The organism is Marseilla massiliensis (assembly GCF_023336985.1).
GTDB classification, from domain to species: domain Bacteria; phylum Bacteroidota; class Bacteroidia; order Bacteroidales; family Bacteroidaceae; genus Prevotella; species Prevotella intestinigallinarum.
Genome location: NZ_JAMBLP010000003.1, coordinates 258,307 through 273,653, shown reverse-complemented (window position 1 = coordinate 273,653; position 15,347 = coordinate 258,307). Strand labels below are relative to the sequence as shown.

Genomic DNA, 15,347 nt, shown 5'->3' with positions numbered 1-15,347 from the left:
CAAGAACGTAATAAAGAAAAAAGCATATCAACATGTGACAAAGGGATATGTAGGGCTCAACAAAAGCCAAACATATCCCCTTTGCACATAAAACTATATACGGCCGTCACGCCTCAAGGCTAACCAATTCGCTGCCTCAAGGCTGCCAACAGTTCGTTGTTTTCAGTTTTGGTGCCTATCGTTATCCTCAGGCAATTGGCACACAGGGCAACCTTGTTGCGGTTTCTTACAATTATTCCTTTCCTTACAAGATAATCGTATGTTGCCTGTGCATCGTCCATCTCGGCAAGGAAGAAGTTGGCATTGGTAGGATACACTTTCTTGCAAGATGGCAACATGCCAAAGGCATCAATCATTCGTGTGCGTTCAAGCAGTATTATCTTAATCCACTTGTCCACCTTATACGGGTCTTTGAATGCCTCGATAGCCTGTTCCTGCGTCAGCGAGCTTATGTTGTATGGATATTTCACCTTGTTGAACAGGCTGATAATCTCCTTTGAGGCAAAAGCCATGCCAAGTCGGATGGCGGCGCATCCCCATGCCTTGCTCATGGTGTTGAGCACGATGAGATTGGGAAATTTGTCCAAGTCGAGCCTGAAAGGCCTTTCGGTAGAGAAGTCGCTGTACGCCTCGTCGACTATCACAAGTCCATGGAAACGTCTCAGCACTTCTTCAATCTCATTGCGTTTCAGGTTGTTGCCTGTCGGGTTGTTGGGGCTGCAAAGCCAAATCAGCCTTGTGTCAGCATCGCATGCCGACAGCAAACTGTCTGCATTCATCTGGAACCCATTGTCAAGCAACACCGGCCTGTACTCTATATCGTTGATGTCTGCGCATACTTTGTACATGCCATAGGTCGGCTCTATGGCAACAACGTTGTTCACCCCGGGCTGCGTAAAGCATCGGTAAGCCAGGTCAATGGCCTCGTCGCTGCCGTTGCCGAGGAAGATGCACTCTGCCGGAACCCCCTTGACTCTTGCCACAAGCGCTTTGAGTTCGCTTTGCAAAGGGTCGGGATATCTGTTCAGAGGACTGTTGTAAGGGTTCTCGTTTGCGTCGAGAAACACATTCGCCGTGTGCCCACTGTATTCATTGCGTGCACTGCTGTACGGAGAAAGGTTCCATATGTTGGGTCTTGTCAATTCTTTTAAATCCATCATTGCTTATATTTGGTATGCACATTCATATAATGGCCACATGAGGCATCTGCCGCGATCAGTTGCCAGAGAGGCTTTTCATTCTCAGCGTCATGGCATTTTTGTGGCCATCAAGCGACTCTGCGGCAGCCATTTCCGCTACAGCCGGCCCAATGTTTGCTATGCCCCGGCTGCTGATGTGCTGGAAAGTTATCTTGCGGAAATAGCTGTCCAGGTTCACCCCGCTGTACGATGTGGCATATCCGTTGGTGGGAAGCGTGTGGTTTGTGCCGCTCGCATAGTCGCCGGCACTCTCGCATGCATACCTGCCAAGGAACACACTGCCGGCGTTTACCACTCTTTCAGCCAGTTCGGCATAGTTGTCCGTTTGAATAATCAAGTGTTCGGGCGCATACAGGTTGGCCATATCCATGGCCTCGTCATCGTCATGCACCAATACCAGCTTGCTGTTATCGAGTGCTTGTGAGGCTATCGACTTGCGCGGGAGCGATTCAAGTTGGGCGATTACTTCCTGCTGTACGCCGGTCAATGCCTTTTCGCTTGTCGTTATAAGTACAACCTGCGAGTCTGGGCCGTGCTCAGCCTGCGAAAGCAAATCGGCTGCAATAAACGCGCAATCGGCGTTTTCGTCGGCAATCACGCAAACCTCCGAGGGGCCAGCGGGCATGTCTATAGCCACACCATGCAGGCTCACCTGCTGCTTGGCTTCCATGACATACTGGTTGCCCGGGCCGAATATCTTGTACACAGAAGGTATGCTTTCCGTGCCATAAGCCATTGCGCCAATGGCCTGGACGCCTCCTGCCTTGAATATGTCGCTGACGCCGGCAACCTTTGCCGCAAACAGTACGGCAGGGTGAACCTTGCCGTCTTTACCCGGCGGCGTGCACAGCACAATGCGCTCGCAGCCCGCAATCTTGGCCGGGGTGGCCAGCATTAGCACCGTGCTGAACAAAGGGGCGGAGCCTCCCGGGATGTAAAGGCCTACGCGTTGAATGGCCACCGGCTTTTGCCAGCATGTGACTCCCGGTTGCGTTTCAATCTTCGAGGGCGAAGTGAGTTGCGATTCGTGAAACACCTTGATGTTGTGGTAAGCAAGGCGTATGGCGTCTTTCAGCTTGTCTGACACGAGCTGTTCTGCCTCGTCCATTTCTTCTTTTGAAACAGACAGCGACTGCAAGCAGACGTGATCGAATTGCTCTTCGTATTTCTTTACGGCGTCGTCGCCATCGCGTTTCACGTCTTCAAGTATGCTTGAGACCGTCGAGCCCAACCTGGCAGCGTCGATGTGAGGGCGCTCCAAAATGCTTTTCCACAGGCTCTTTTCCGGGTACCTGACTATTTTCATGCGCTTATTACAATATCATTTTTTCTATCGGGGTCACTAATATGCCCTGCGCCCCAAGTTCCTTCAGCTTTCCTATTATCTCCCAAAAGCATTTCTGGTTGAGCACCGTGTGCACAGAGCACCATTCATCGTCTGCGAGTGGTATCACCGTGGGGCTCTTCAGCCCCGGCAGAACGCTTATTATCTCGTTGAGCTTATCCTTCGGGGCATTCATTCGGATATACTTTTTGTCTTCGGCGCTCCTCACGGCTTCGAACCTGAAAACCATCTGATTGAGCAACGCCCTCTTCTCGTCGGTCATGTTTCGGTTGGCTATCAGCACTGCCTCGCTGTGCATCACTACCTCAACCTCGCGCAGGTTGTTGCTCACAAGCGTAGAGCCGCTGCTGACGATGTCGAATATTCCGTCGGCAATGCCAATGCTCGTAGATATCTCGACGCTTCCGGTGATGACGTGTATCTCGGCGTCGATGCCTTGCTCTTTCAAGTATTTTGACAGTATGCCCGGATACGACGTTGCAATCTTTTTGCCATTGAACCATTCTTTCCCCGGATATTCAATGTCCTTAGGTATGGCTAACGACAGGCGGCACTTGCTGAACCCCAGTCGGCATATCACATCGGCTGCTTCCGAGCGCTCTTGAAATTCATTCTCGCCCACAATGCCCAAGTCGGCCACTCCGCTGGCTACGCTTTGCGGAATGTCGTCGTCGCGCAGGTAAAGCACTTCGAGTGGGAAGTTTACCGCTTGGGCAAGCAAAGTGCGTTTGCCCGCGCTTACTTTTATGTCTGCCTCAGACAAGAGGTTAATGGAGTCTTCAAACAACCTTCCTTTGGATTGAACTGCAATACGTAACATAATAATTCCGAGTTATATTAAAACGTGGCAAATTTACTCAAAAATACATGATTGTGCAAGATTTTGTGTAATTTTGCAGTCAAATTGTTAAGGTTTTGAGAGTAAATAGAATATTAGCTGCATATAAACATATAATATGCCACGGTGTTGGCCTGTTTGCTTTGTGCGTCAGCCCTGCCGTTGTTATGGCTTTGTCGGCCTGTTCCAATGGCAACAAGGGCGACGAGCAGGTTGTTGCACCGTGGGGTGTGGTCAACGACACGGTGGCATCCAATGCCACATTCGACCTTGATGAGATTGTCGGCAATGGTGAGATGATAATGGCAACGCTTAGCGGCCCCGAGTCGTATTACGATTACCACGGCAAGCATCTCGGCCTTCACTTCCTGCTTTGCCAGCGGTTTGCCGACAAGATCGGGGTCAGTTTGCGTGTTGAGGTGTGCCGTGACACCATGGAGCTAATGCGCAAGCTGATTGACGGCGACGCCGATGTCGCGGCATACTGGGTGTCGCCTTCCGACACGGCTGCGCTCGCCGACAGCAGTGGTGCCGTTGTGATGTGCGGGCCGCGCAACAATTCCGACGGTGCAAGGTGGGTGGCAAAGGCAAGCAGCGACATGCTGGTCAAAGCCATTGACGAATGGTTCAAGCCCTCGATGCTGGCCGATGTCGAGCGCGAAGAAGACTTTTTGCTTAGCTCCAAAAGTGTAAGCCGCCGTGTATATGCACCGATGCAAGACCGCCAGAAAGGCATAATTTCGCGCTATGACGCATTGTTTGTGAAGCACAGCCAGCGCATAAGGTGGGATTGGCGGCTGCTTGCGGCCCAATGCTACCAGGAGTCTACGTTCGACCCGAACGCAAAGTCGTGGGCTGGGGCATGCGGACTGATGCAGATAATGCCGTCGACGGCGGCGCATCTGGGGTTGGCCCTTTCAGACATATTCACCCCCGAGACCAACATCGAAGCGGCTACAAGATACTTGGGTGAGCTGGAAAGCAAGTTCAGCGACATTGCCAACCGCAACGAGCGCACCAACTTTGTGCTGGCAAGCTATAACGGCGGCTATCACCATATTAGGGATGCGATGAGCCTTGCGGCCAAAAACGGCTCCGACCCGAAGTCGTGGAGCGAGGTGTCGCGTTATGTGCTGTTGCTCAGCGAGCCCCGCTACTACCGCGACCCGGTGGTAAAGCACGGGTATATGCGTGGCTTCGAGACGGTTGGCTATGTGTCAAAGATACGCCAGCGGTGGCAACAGTATGGTGGGGTGAGGAGCCCCCACGGCAGCGCCTCTGGCCTTACGCCGCGCAAGGCCAGGCACAGCAAGAAAAAGTTTAAGCTGAATCCCGACGGGCAATAGCCTTGCGGGCCGTTGCCTTGCCATGCCTCCGGCTTGCCTGTAACCGCGGCAAGCCGGAGGCATGGCTGCGCTATAGGAATAGCAAAAGCACTATCTGGGCCACTATAACCCTCATGAACATGCACAGCGGGTATACCGTGGCATAGCTTATCGATGCCGCGTCGCCTTTTATAGTGTCGTTGGCGTAGGTAAGGGCCATCGGATTGGCCATGCTGCCACACAAAATGCCGCATATCGTGCCGTAGTCGTATTTCTTGCTGTGAAGGGCTATGAGGCCTACTACGAGCACCGGCACCACCGTCAGCACAAAGCCCAGGCCCACCCATAGCAGTCCTTCCGGGCGCATGATGGTGTCGAAAAATTGGCCGCCCGACTCAAGTCCAAGGCACGCAAGGTACATAGACAGGCCCAGCTTGCGCAACATCAGGTTGGCGCTTTGCGTGGTGTATGTCACGAGGTGGAAGCGCGGGCCGAATGCTCCGACAAGTATGCCCACCACAATGGGCCCACCTGCAATGCCCATGCTCACAGGTATGCTTATGCCGGGTATGCTCAGTGGGACGGCGCCGAGCACAAGACCGAGCACAAGACCGAGATAGATGGCGCCCAGGTTGGGCTCGTCGAGGCTGCGGGCAGCGTTGCCCAAGAACGGCTCAACGTTGTCGAGGGCCTTGGCCTCGCCTACAATGGTCAGTCGGTCGCCGTATTGCAGCCTCAGGTTGTTTGTGGCCAGTATGCTCATGTCACCGCGAATCACGCGGCTCACGTTGACTCCGTAGGCACTGCGAAGCTGCAGGTGGCCCAGCATCTTGCCGTTTAGTTTGGGCCGGGTTATCACTATCACGCGCGATTCCACCTTTGAGTCGATGGCGTTCCAGTCTATTTCTTTGTTGTTCCAGTCTTCTTCTGCCTTTTTGCCAAAAAGTATTTCCAGGGCGGGCGCCTCTTGCTCGGTTGTCACCACCATCACGCTGTCGTTCAGCTTCAGCTCTGTTGTTGACCGCGGCACGATGACGTCATTGCCGCGCCAGATGCGCGAAACGATGAAGTGGCGGTGGCTCATCTCGTTGATGCGCGCCAGCGTGCGCCCGTCGATGGCCGGGTTGACCACCACAAACCTGGCGATGTATGTGTTGTGCTCGGTGGAGTGGTGCTCTTCCAGATCGGATGCCCTGACGAAAAACTTGCGCATGATAAGCATTGCCAATATCACCCCGACAACGCCGAGGGGGTAGGTCACGGCGCAACCCAGTGCTGCCCCGTCGGCATTGAGCCCGAACAGCCGCAGCGTCTGTTGTGCGGCACCAAGGGCGGGGGTGTTGGTTGTTGCGCCGCACAGCACGCCCATCATGTCTGACAACTGCACCGGCAGAAACCAGCAGAAGGCAAGGGCCATCATCGTTCCGGCAGCAACGACGGCAAGCCCCCACAGGTTTAGGCTGAAACCTTCGTGGAAAAGTGAATTGAAAAAGCCGGGGCCGACGTGCAGCCCGAGCGCATAGACAAACAATACCAGGCCGAATGTTTCGGCATAGCTAAGCATGCTGTGGTCGACAGTGATTCCGTAATGACCGGCAACGATGCCTATGAAGAATACAAACGCAACTCCTAATGAGATGCCTGCCACACGTAACTTGCCGAAAGCCAGTCCGACAGAGCATATTAGTGACAGAATTATTATTGTCTGCAGTGCCGACGGCGTAGCGAAAAGACTTTCAAGCCAATTCATAATATGGTTGTTGTTTCTTTATTCGGCCGCGAAAGTACAAAATATTATTCATATTTGGCGCATTACGATGCAGAATCTTTGGTATTGCGGGCCACTTTAGGCCTTTATGGACACGCCGCTTGATGATAAGGGCAAATGGCGGTGCTGCAGGGCCCAAGGTTTTTTCCATGTTTGACAAAATGTCAACAATAAGGTTGCATGCCTTGTTTCACACTGTGGCACGGGCCGTTTTGCATGTCGGAAAGGGCTGTTTCACAGCCTCATACGGGCCGTTTCATGATGCAGAACGGCCACCGTGCTGAAGCAGCTGTGCCACAGGCAGTTAACGGCATGGCCTCTGGCTTGAAATATTTTTACCCTTTCCTGTTTCATTAATTTCACTGCCGGATGGCTGATATTGGTTATTTTTAGGTAATTTTGCGCAGAAATGACAATAAGTAGGTGTTCAAAATTAATTGCCATCAAATTGTGCGCTATTTCTGAGATGCATGCCACAGTCCGAAGAGAGAGCGTAGCGGGCTACGCGACCGATGAGACTTTGGCATGCGGCCTGAAAGAGCACACAAGATGGTGGCAAAGATATAGAGGACACCTGCAAGGTCTATTGTATCGGTTAATTTTGAACAGCTACTTACATAATTATATATAGGCAACAATGACCCTACATGTTTTCAACCCTGAGCACGACCTGGCTATGGGGGCAAACCTGGCAAACTTTACACCGCCGCTGGCAGCAAGGCGCCTGCGCATGGGCCTTGGCTTCATTCCGGCCTTGTGGGCTGCCGACGGCGACGCGGTGCTTGTAGACGACGTTGAGCTGGCCCGCAGCAATTTGAATGAGGTGCTTACGGCCCTGTCGAGGCCCGCCCAGCGAGTGCACTTCGTAACCACTGCCGACCTGTGCGGCATGTCACCACAGTCCGTAAGCCCATGGGGGTGGGACAGGGCCGTCTGTCACAGGCTGCTACGCCACGGGGTTCGGCCCTCGTCATGCCCTACGGAAGACTACATCGATGCCGTGCGCTCATTGTCACACAGGCGTACGGCAGCCATGCTCCTGCCCGCATTGCAGCAGGAAGGCACCGTCGGCATGGCCCGCGAGTGCACTTCGGCCGCCCAGATATCAGCCATGGCAGAGGCCCTTGGCCACGTGGTGGTCAAGGCGCCATGGAGCAGCAGCGGCAGGGGAGTGCGCATAATGCACGCCGGCGAGGAAGGGGGCAGCCTGATGGGATGGATAAAAAACATGTTAAATCAGCAGGGGTGTTTGATGGTTGAGCCGTATTATAAAAAGGTAAAAGACTTCGGCATGGAGTTCTTCAGCGACGGACGGGGAGGAATAACCTATCTCGGACTGTCGCTGTTTGAGGCAGAAGGCAGTGCATATACAGGCAACATGCTTGCTTCAGAGAGCGTAAAGAGTGCAGCCATAACGGCCTGCCTGCCCGGCGGCTTGCTCGATAGCGTCAGGGCACGGATACAGCAGAGCCTTGCAGTGGGCATCGGGGAGGCCTACACCGGGCCCTTCGGCATCGACATGATGGTGGTGGAGGGCAATGCCGGCACGGGCTTCCTTTTGCATCCCTGCGTCGAGATAAACCTGAGGCGCACCATGGGCCATGTGGCGCTATCGCTCACCCCTGCCGACGAAAATGCCGTAATGACGATGAGAATAGCAGCTGGAAATAATTGCAAACTAAAAATACAAGCTTTATGAAATTACCTTTGTTGTTGCTCATGGCAGCACTGCCAATGGCATCCATGGCTCAGTATCGTTCGCAAGTGTGGTGTCCCGACAATGGCGACGGCACTTACACCAACCCTATCATCAATGCCGACTACAGCGATCCAGACGTTTGTGTGGGGCCGTCTGGAACAGATTTCTACCTTACCGCAAGTTCGTTCAACTGCGTACCCGGCCTGCCCATCCTGCATTCCAACGACCTCGTCAACTGGAAAATAGTAGGCCACGCCATCAAGAAGATGGTGCCCGAAGAGGTGTTTGACAAGGCTGCCCACGGCATGGGGGTGTGGGCTCCGAGCATCAGGTATCACAACGGTGAATACTATATATACTGGGGCGACCCCGACCATGGCGTATTTATGGTCAAGACCAAAGACCCGGCCGGCGAATGGGAGGAGCCTGTGCTGGTGATGAAGAGCAAGGGCATCATCGACACCACGCCATTGTGGGACGACGACGGCCGTTGTTACCTCGTGTTTGGCTGGGCCGGCAGCAGGGCGGGCTTCAAGAGCGTGCTCTCGGTGTGCGAACTGTCGGCCGACGGCACCAAGGCCATCGGCAACCCGGTGATTGTCTTCGATGGAAACAACACCAACCGCACCGTAGAAGGGCCGAAGTTCTACAAGATTGACGGCTGGTATTGGATATTGGCTCCCGCCGGCGGCGTGCCTACGGGATGGCAGCTGGCCATGCGTTCAAAGAGCCCCTTCGGCCCATACGAGAGCAAGATGGTGCTCGCGCAAGGCAAGTCAGAGGTGAACGGCCCTCATCAGGGTGGCCTTGTACGCACGTCGCAAGGCGAAGACTGGTTCCTTCATTTTCAAGACAAGGGCCCCTATGGGCGCGTGGTGCACCTCCAACCGGTCAATTGGGTTAAGGGTTGGCCGGTGATGGGCGTCGACAAGGACGGCGATTTGTGCGGCGACCCGGTCACAAGATACAAAAAGCCAAACGTTGGCAAGACTTACCCGATACAGAACCCGGTTGAGAGCGACGAATTCAACGAGCCCGTGCTTGGCAAGCAATGGCAGTGGCACGCCAATTACAACCCCAAGTTCGGCCAGCCAACTCCTTACGGTTTCTACCGGTTATACACCAACAAGCTCAGCGAAAACTTCGTGAACCTGTGGGAAGCGCCCAACCTTTTGCTGCAAAAGACGCCGGCCGACTCTTTCACGGCTACGGCGAAGATAAAGTTTGCGGCCAAGAAAGAGGGCCAGTATGCCGGCATCATCATGATGGGACTTGACTACAGCGCCCTCGTTGTGAAGAGAGTGGGCGACAAGTTCCAGCTTCAGCAAGTGACATGCCATAAGGCTGACAAGGGCAAACCCGAGGAAGTGAAAGTCATTGCCGAGCTCGACGCTACCGACAAAGACAAAATCGACTACGAACCGGCTATATACGAGGAAATCTATTTGCGCCTGACGGTGAAGGATGGAGCCAAGCTGACGTTTGCATACAGCAAGAACGGCAAGAAGTTTGAGACTGCAGGAGACGAGTTCCAGATGCGTGAAGGCAAATGGATCGGAGCCAAATTCGGCTTCGTGGCAGAGGAACCTGCAGGCAAAGCCCCGTCCGGCTTCCTCGACGTCGATTGGATCAGAGTAACAAAGTAAGTGCCACCATGGCATGTCAGGCTTAGTCTTGCCGCATGGTTAAGCCTGTATGAACATAAAAGCCCGCCATCAATCATGGCGGGCTTTTATGTTAGAATGTGTCTGTCTGATGCCTTACTTCAACTTATACAGTGTGACCGGCGAATTCAAGCCGCTCTTCACAGGCTTCCAGTCGGCGTATGTGCCCTTCTTATAATTAAGGCCCACCATGTTGATTTCTTTGAACTTACGCCATTTTACACCCCGTCTGTCGAGGTCGGCAATCCTGTTTGCAGGCAGGTTTGTTACTTCGATGCATATCTTGTTGCTGCCCGCCTTCAGCTGGTTCTTGCAGTCCAGCACGAAAGGAACCGACCATGCGCAGCCAATAAGGCTGTCGTTGACATACACTCTGGCGCTCTCACGCACGTCGCCGAGGTCGATTGCCCAATTGCTCTTGGCCTCGTCCTTGGTCAGGTTGACGTAGGTTGTATAAGCACCGGTGCCCATCGTAACCTTCACTGAGTCGTCGTCGAGTGCTTCCCATGTAGTCAGTGTGGGCAGGTCGAATGTCTTTGCCACCTTGGGAGCGCTCTCAACGAAGCTCAAAGTCCACTTCCCGTTGAGCTGCTTGGCCTCGCCGAGCGACGTCTTGCGCTCAACCCTGTTGTCGGTAAGGGCATGGTCGTAAGTCTGCAATATCATCGACTCACCGCTGCGCAGGTTCATCTTCACACCTTCGGCAGTCACGTCAGCCTTGTATATCTCGCCATTCAAGGGGTTGAACCAACGTGCATCCTTCATGCCTACGGCCAGAGGTATGCGCGCATCCACGTCGTTGGGCGACAGGTTTGCTATGAAATAGTGGTGGCCGGAGTCGTTCTTGCGCCTTATCGCGCGCAGCCCGAACTGATACTTCATGGGCTCCGGCTTGGCTGCCGAGGCCATTTGCTGCTTGTCGATGCCGTAAATTATCTTCGCGCCCTGGCTTTTCAGCTCTTCTATGTGTGCCTTGACGTTTTCCGGCATGTTGCCGCTTCCGGGAATAATAAGCGCATGGTAGCGTGTGCCGGCAGCCGTCTCAAGCATGCCTTCGTTGAACTTGGTAGTCAGGATGAAGTTTTCGCTGATGTAATCGCAGTCGAATCCCTCCATGTCAATCTCCAGAATGCTCTTTATGAAGTCCGGTGCTTTCTTGTCCATGCTGTGGATGTCGAACATCATCAGCAGTGATTTGGGGCCTGTTCCGCTGCGTTCGGCCCACATGTCGCGCACAGGCAGCAAAACAAGGAAGTCGTTATCGGGCTGCCCCATCTGCAGGAAGCTCTGGCATCTCTCAATGTATTTCATCAGATAAGGGGCGTCACGCCAGATGCTGTTGGTCGGGCTCATGTCGATGGAAGCATAGAACTTCCATCCCGGCCATGCGTCGTTGCGTGGCGAATAAGTCGTTCCATGGAAATACATGTTATTGACTCCGCATGTGAACATGAGGTCGATGTCGGGCTTGCACTGCGACAATGATGTGCGGAAGTGCTCTGTCAGCCATGTGAAAGTCTCGCTGCTGGCGAATGTCTTGCCGGTGATGTGAGCTGCGGATGCCGCATATTTCAGCATTGATATGTCGCTGTCGTTCTTGCGCGTAAACCCGCTGTCGGTCCGAAGGCCCTTGATGCCGAATTCAGAGAGGCCGAACCCCTCGATCTCCGGTATGTCTACGGCCGAATAAATGTCTATCAGGTTGGCTGGAGAGCCATGGGCCTGATTGCGGGTCTTGGCCCCGTGCTTGTGGGCCCAGGCCGTCCACTGGTTGACGTAGTTTTCCAGAAGCAGCTCTCCCAGGGTCTCCCTGTAGTCTACGAGCACTTTGTTGCCGGCGTCTTCCTTGTAGCCAAGCAGCTCGAGCAGGTGTTCCTCGAGCTTGTATCCCCTGCGTTTCTCAAACTCCTCGAACAGCTTTGGCGTCCAGTTGGCCTGGTAAACCTCATACGAGTCGTTGAAGAACGTGTGCGGATATGGCGTGCCGCTCTTGTCGAAAGCATCTTCAAACCGTTGCAGGTAGTGGGCAACAGCATCGTGGTCGAAGTGGTCTATCACGTAACCTTCGCCACCGGGTGCAGCCCGTTTCACCTTCTGGCGTGTGCGTGAGCAGTAAACAGAGATGATGCGGTACTGTCCCTTCTTTGGTGCTTTCTTCCATGTCACCATGCCGTTGGCATCTGTGAATTCGGTCAGGTTGGCCACTGTGCCGTCTGCAGCGTATGCCATCACCCTGCTGAGCTTGGCATATTGCTTTTCCTTCTCGTCCTTGACACTTATGTCTACGCCCTTGCGCAGCTCCTTGCCAGTGGCATTCACGTCGGTGCAAACCAGTTTTGCGGCAGCTTCTTCAATAGGCACGTACGGTCCGCCGAAGGGCCATCCCGTACCGTTATTCATGTCGATGAGGATTCCGTCCTTAGCTCCTTCGGACTCAACAAACTTAAGTGCGTTCATCCAGGGAGTCGACAGAAACTCCAGTTCGTTGTTGTCGTTGCCCTGGACGCCGTAGATAGGCGTTATCTCCAGGGCGCCAATGCCCGCCTTGGAATATTCCCGCATATTCCATCTCAAGTCTTCCTGGTTGACGGCAGAGCCCATCCACCACCATCGCGCTCCCGGTTTGGCTTCGGGCTTGGCTACGGGCCACGATTGTGCCCACATGCCGCCGGCCACCATCAGTGCGCCGGCAAAAGCCATGAATCTGTAGTTCATATAATCTGTTGTATAATGTTTTGTTGTAAATCAGTTTACCGCAGTATGTCGGATGCACCGTCAATTGCCGTCGGGCTTAGCCAGCTCGACGTTGCGTGCGGGCGCCCATTTGAATGTTTTCCAGTCGTCCGGCTGGCTCGGGTCAAAGTCCTTGAAGTCGGGCCTTATGTCTTTCACGAGCGGAAGGTTTAGTTTCTTCATGCCCATGACCACGATTTTAGCCACCTCATAAGCCCCGTAGGTGTTGAAGTGAGTGTTGTCTGCCAGGGCCTTGTCTTGTCCGGCAAATGTGTTTGCCGGGTAATGAACCAGGGCCCGCTTGCTGTCTTCATATCCCAGGGCCTCAAAGAACGTCGTCGTCTGCTGGTGCAAGTCAATCAGAGGCACATTCTCGCGTTCAGCCACAGCCTTCATTGCAGCGGGGAAGTCGCCGTGTGTGTTGATGATTGTTTTCTTGTCGTCGGCAAACCTGCGTCGTTGCGTGGGTGTGCAGAATATTATTGTGGCACCCTTTGAGCGCACGTTGTCGATGAAAATCTTCAGGTTTCGGGTGTAGTGGTACCATGCTCCCGTGCCCGGGCCCTTTTCTTTCTCGTCGTTGTGGCCAAATTCGCAGACCACATAGTCGCCCGGTTTAAGTGTAGTCATAATCTTTTCAAGGCGCTTTGAAGAAAGGAACGAACCGGCGGTGAGCCCGCTTTCCGCGTGGTTGGATATGGCGATGCCCGAGTCAAACCACCTTGGTATCATCTGGCCCCAGCTTGCCCACGGCTCGTTGTTTTGGTCTACCACTGTAGAGTTGCCGCAAAGGTACACCGTGGGGCAGCTGTCGTCACGCTCGATGTGTATCGACTTTACGGCCGGGGCGTCGCCGTTGAACTCAAGCGTGAGCTTGTTGTCCCAGTTGAGATATCCCTTTTCGCGCTCTTTAATCCTCACACGCTCTTTCTCATTGATTTGAGGGTTGCGCTTGTTTACCACAAATTCGTAGCTCGTGTACTGCCCTTTCTTGGTGTCAACATTCTCAACCATCAGCCGGCGGCCTTCAGCCCGTACTGTTGTGTTGCCTGCTTTCTTCTTAGAGCCAAGCTCAACCTTGACTTTATAGTTCCCGTCGGGCACTTTGACAGAGAAGTAAAAAGGGTCGTTGCTTTTCTTTTCCGGCTCTCCGAGTATGTCATACCCATAGCCGGCAGCATCCGTGTAGACTGGTTGTTTCTTTGTCATGTCGAAGTCGAACGTCTGTGCCTGCGACATGAAAGGAACAAAGGCCAACATGGCCAAAAACATTTTGTTTACCATCAGTTTGGTTTTTAAGTTATTATTTATTGATTGTTTAATAGCGTTTCTTTAGTTGTATTGGCACGTTAAAGCAATGCAAAGGTAATAAAAAAATATGTTTCAGCAGGCAGCGTGTCATGCTTTCATGGTTAAAAGTCATTAACTGATGGATAGATATTTCTTATGCAGCCAATTAATCATGTCTTTCCCAACATGCCTGGCATGTGGTAATAATGATTTACAAACATCCCGTTGCCGCATGAGCAGAGCCGTTTTGCATCGCAATATGGGCCGTTTAGCAGTGTAAAACGTGCCGTATGGCGTTGTAAAACGGCACGTTTTAAATCGCTTTATGCCCAATGTGGCAACACACTTTCTGTCAGGTAGTTACGCAACAAGTGATTTGGTTGACATTAAGTTTACATTCACCCATACGGTACATCCGTTTGCCAAGCCGCTGGCATTGAGCGTTTACCATGCTTCAATGCATAATCCGCAATAACTGTCTCCCCAATTCCCGATGCCAAGTCTCTGTCCGGCCGTCAGTGACTTTAAATAAGCCGTAAGCCGACATGCCCGGCAATGTGATGAAACCGACTCGTGCCCAACGCCCTGTTACAGGTAGATGGGGGCGGAAAAGCAAGTCTGCCCGGTAAGCAGCGGTTGCCGTAGGCATTCTGCCCAGTGCCCATCGTGCATCGGCCAATGGCAGTGTTTCAGCATGCAAACAAATTGCCAGCAATCTGTCAATGGAATTGGCAAACGGCTGTGGCGTAACCATTATTTCACACACTAATGCTTGGTTGTTGGTTTTTTATGTGTAATTTTGCAGCCAAAAACGCGAGATATGGAAAAGACATTCAAGGCCGCATTGTTTGATTTAGATGGAGTTGTTTTCGATACCGAACCACAGTACACCGAGTTTTGGGGAGCGCAATGCAGGGAATTTCACCCAGAGAAACCACATTTGGAAAGAGACATCAAAGGCCAGACACTGGTACAGATATACGACCGCTATTTTGCCGGAGAGCTTGAGGCCGTAAGGCCAATCATAACGAAGCGGCTGAATGAGTTTGAACAGCAGATGGAGTTTGTCTACGTGGCCGGATTCGAATCGTTTATGGCCGACCTCAAGGCTTCAGGCGTATATACCGCCGTCGTGACGAGTTCGAACAACCGTAAGATGGAGGCCGTCTACGGCAAGCACCCCGAGTTTAAGCAGATGTTCGACGCCATACTTACGGCCGAAGACTTTGAGCGCAGCAAGCCCGACCCGGATTGTTACCTGAAAGCGGCCTTGCGGTTTGGTGCGGCGAGCAGCGAGTGCATCGTATTCGAAGACAGCTTCAACGGACTGAAATCGGGCAGGGCGGCAAAAATGAAAGTCATAGGACTGGCCACCACCAACCCGGCTGAAGCCATCGGGCCTTACTGTGACATGGTGGTAGACGACTATACGGTACTGGACTGTTCGAAGTGTAAGGCTCTGCTGTAAAAAACGGCTTGCGGAGCC

General features: G+C 53.2%; 10 protein-coding genes. 4 read left to right on the top strand and 6 right to left on the bottom strand.

Annotation, left to right across the window (positions count from 1 at the left end):
• Positions 1-119: 119 nt before the first annotated feature.
• The 3 genes from hisC to hisG are packed head-to-tail and all read right to left on the bottom strand — an operon-like array spanning position 120 to position 3,364.
• The gene (gene hisC / locus M3089_RS03935) at positions 120-1,160 is read right to left on the bottom strand and encodes a histidinol-phosphate transaminase (protein WP_249081853.1); all 1,041 of its coding nucleotides are present in this window, start codon (positions 1,158-1,160) and stop codon (positions 120-122) included.
• Positions 1,161-1,215: 55 nt separating this feature from the next.
• Entirely contained in the window at positions 1,216-2,505 is a 1,290-nt protein-coding gene (gene hisD, locus M3089_RS03930) for a histidinol dehydrogenase (protein ID WP_249081852.1), read from the bottom strand.
• A 7-nt stretch (positions 2,506-2,512) separates the two neighbouring features.
• Positions 2,513-3,364, bottom strand: coding sequence for an ATP phosphoribosyltransferase (hisG, locus tag M3089_RS03925; RefSeq protein ID WP_249081851.1), 852 nt, complete (start codon positions 3,362-3,364; stop codon positions 2,513-2,515).
• 185 nt (positions 3,365-3,549) lie between these two features.
• On the opposite strand from hisG, the gene M3089_RS03920 reads away from it, so the two are divergent.
• A complete protein-coding gene (locus M3089_RS03920) occupies positions 3,550-4,728 on the top strand; it encodes an MltF family protein (protein WP_249081850.1) in 1,179 nt (392 codons plus the stop codon).
• Between the two features lie 70 nt (positions 4,729-4,798).
• Here M3089_RS03920 and M3089_RS03915 read toward each other — a convergent pair whose 3' ends face one another.
• Complete coding sequence (locus tag M3089_RS03915; RefSeq protein WP_249081849.1) at positions 4,799-6,457, bottom strand: putative transporter; 1,659 nt, start codon at positions 6,455-6,457, stop codon at positions 4,799-4,801.
• Between the two features lie 655 nt (positions 6,458-7,112).
• Between M3089_RS03915 and M3089_RS03910 the strand changes: the two genes are divergently transcribed.
• Both M3089_RS03910 and M3089_RS03905 read left to right on the top strand, forming a co-directional pair.
• Complete coding sequence (locus M3089_RS03910) at positions 7,113-8,174, top strand: hypothetical protein (protein ID WP_249081848.1); 1,062 nt, start codon at positions 7,113-7,115, stop codon at positions 8,172-8,174.
• A complete protein-coding gene (locus M3089_RS03905) occupies positions 8,171-9,820 on the top strand; it encodes a glycoside hydrolase family 43 protein (RefSeq protein WP_249081847.1) in 1,650 nt (549 codons plus the stop codon). Before M3089_RS03910 ends, M3089_RS03905 begins: the two co-directional genes overlap by 4 nt.
• A gap of 114 nt (positions 9,821-9,934) precedes the next feature.
• On the opposite strand, the gene M3089_RS03900 is transcribed toward M3089_RS03905, so the two are convergent.
• Positions 9,935-12,553: a glycosyl hydrolase gene (locus tag M3089_RS03900; RefSeq protein ID WP_249081845.1), complete on the bottom strand. Its 2,619-nt coding sequence runs from the start codon at positions 12,551-12,553 to the stop codon at positions 9,935-9,937.
• Between the two features lie 60 nt (positions 12,554-12,613).
• Entirely contained in the window at positions 12,614-13,855 is a 1,242-nt protein-coding gene (locus tag M3089_RS03895) for a rhamnogalacturonan acetylesterase (protein ID WP_249081844.1), read from the bottom strand.
• An 826-nt stretch (positions 13,856-14,681) separates the two neighbouring features.
• On the opposite strand from M3089_RS03895, the gene M3089_RS03890 reads away from it, so the two are divergent.
• Entirely contained in the window at positions 14,682-15,329 is a 648-nt protein-coding gene (locus tag M3089_RS03890) for an HAD family hydrolase (protein ID WP_205110547.1), read from the top strand.
• Positions 15,330-15,347 lie beyond the last annotated feature (18 nt).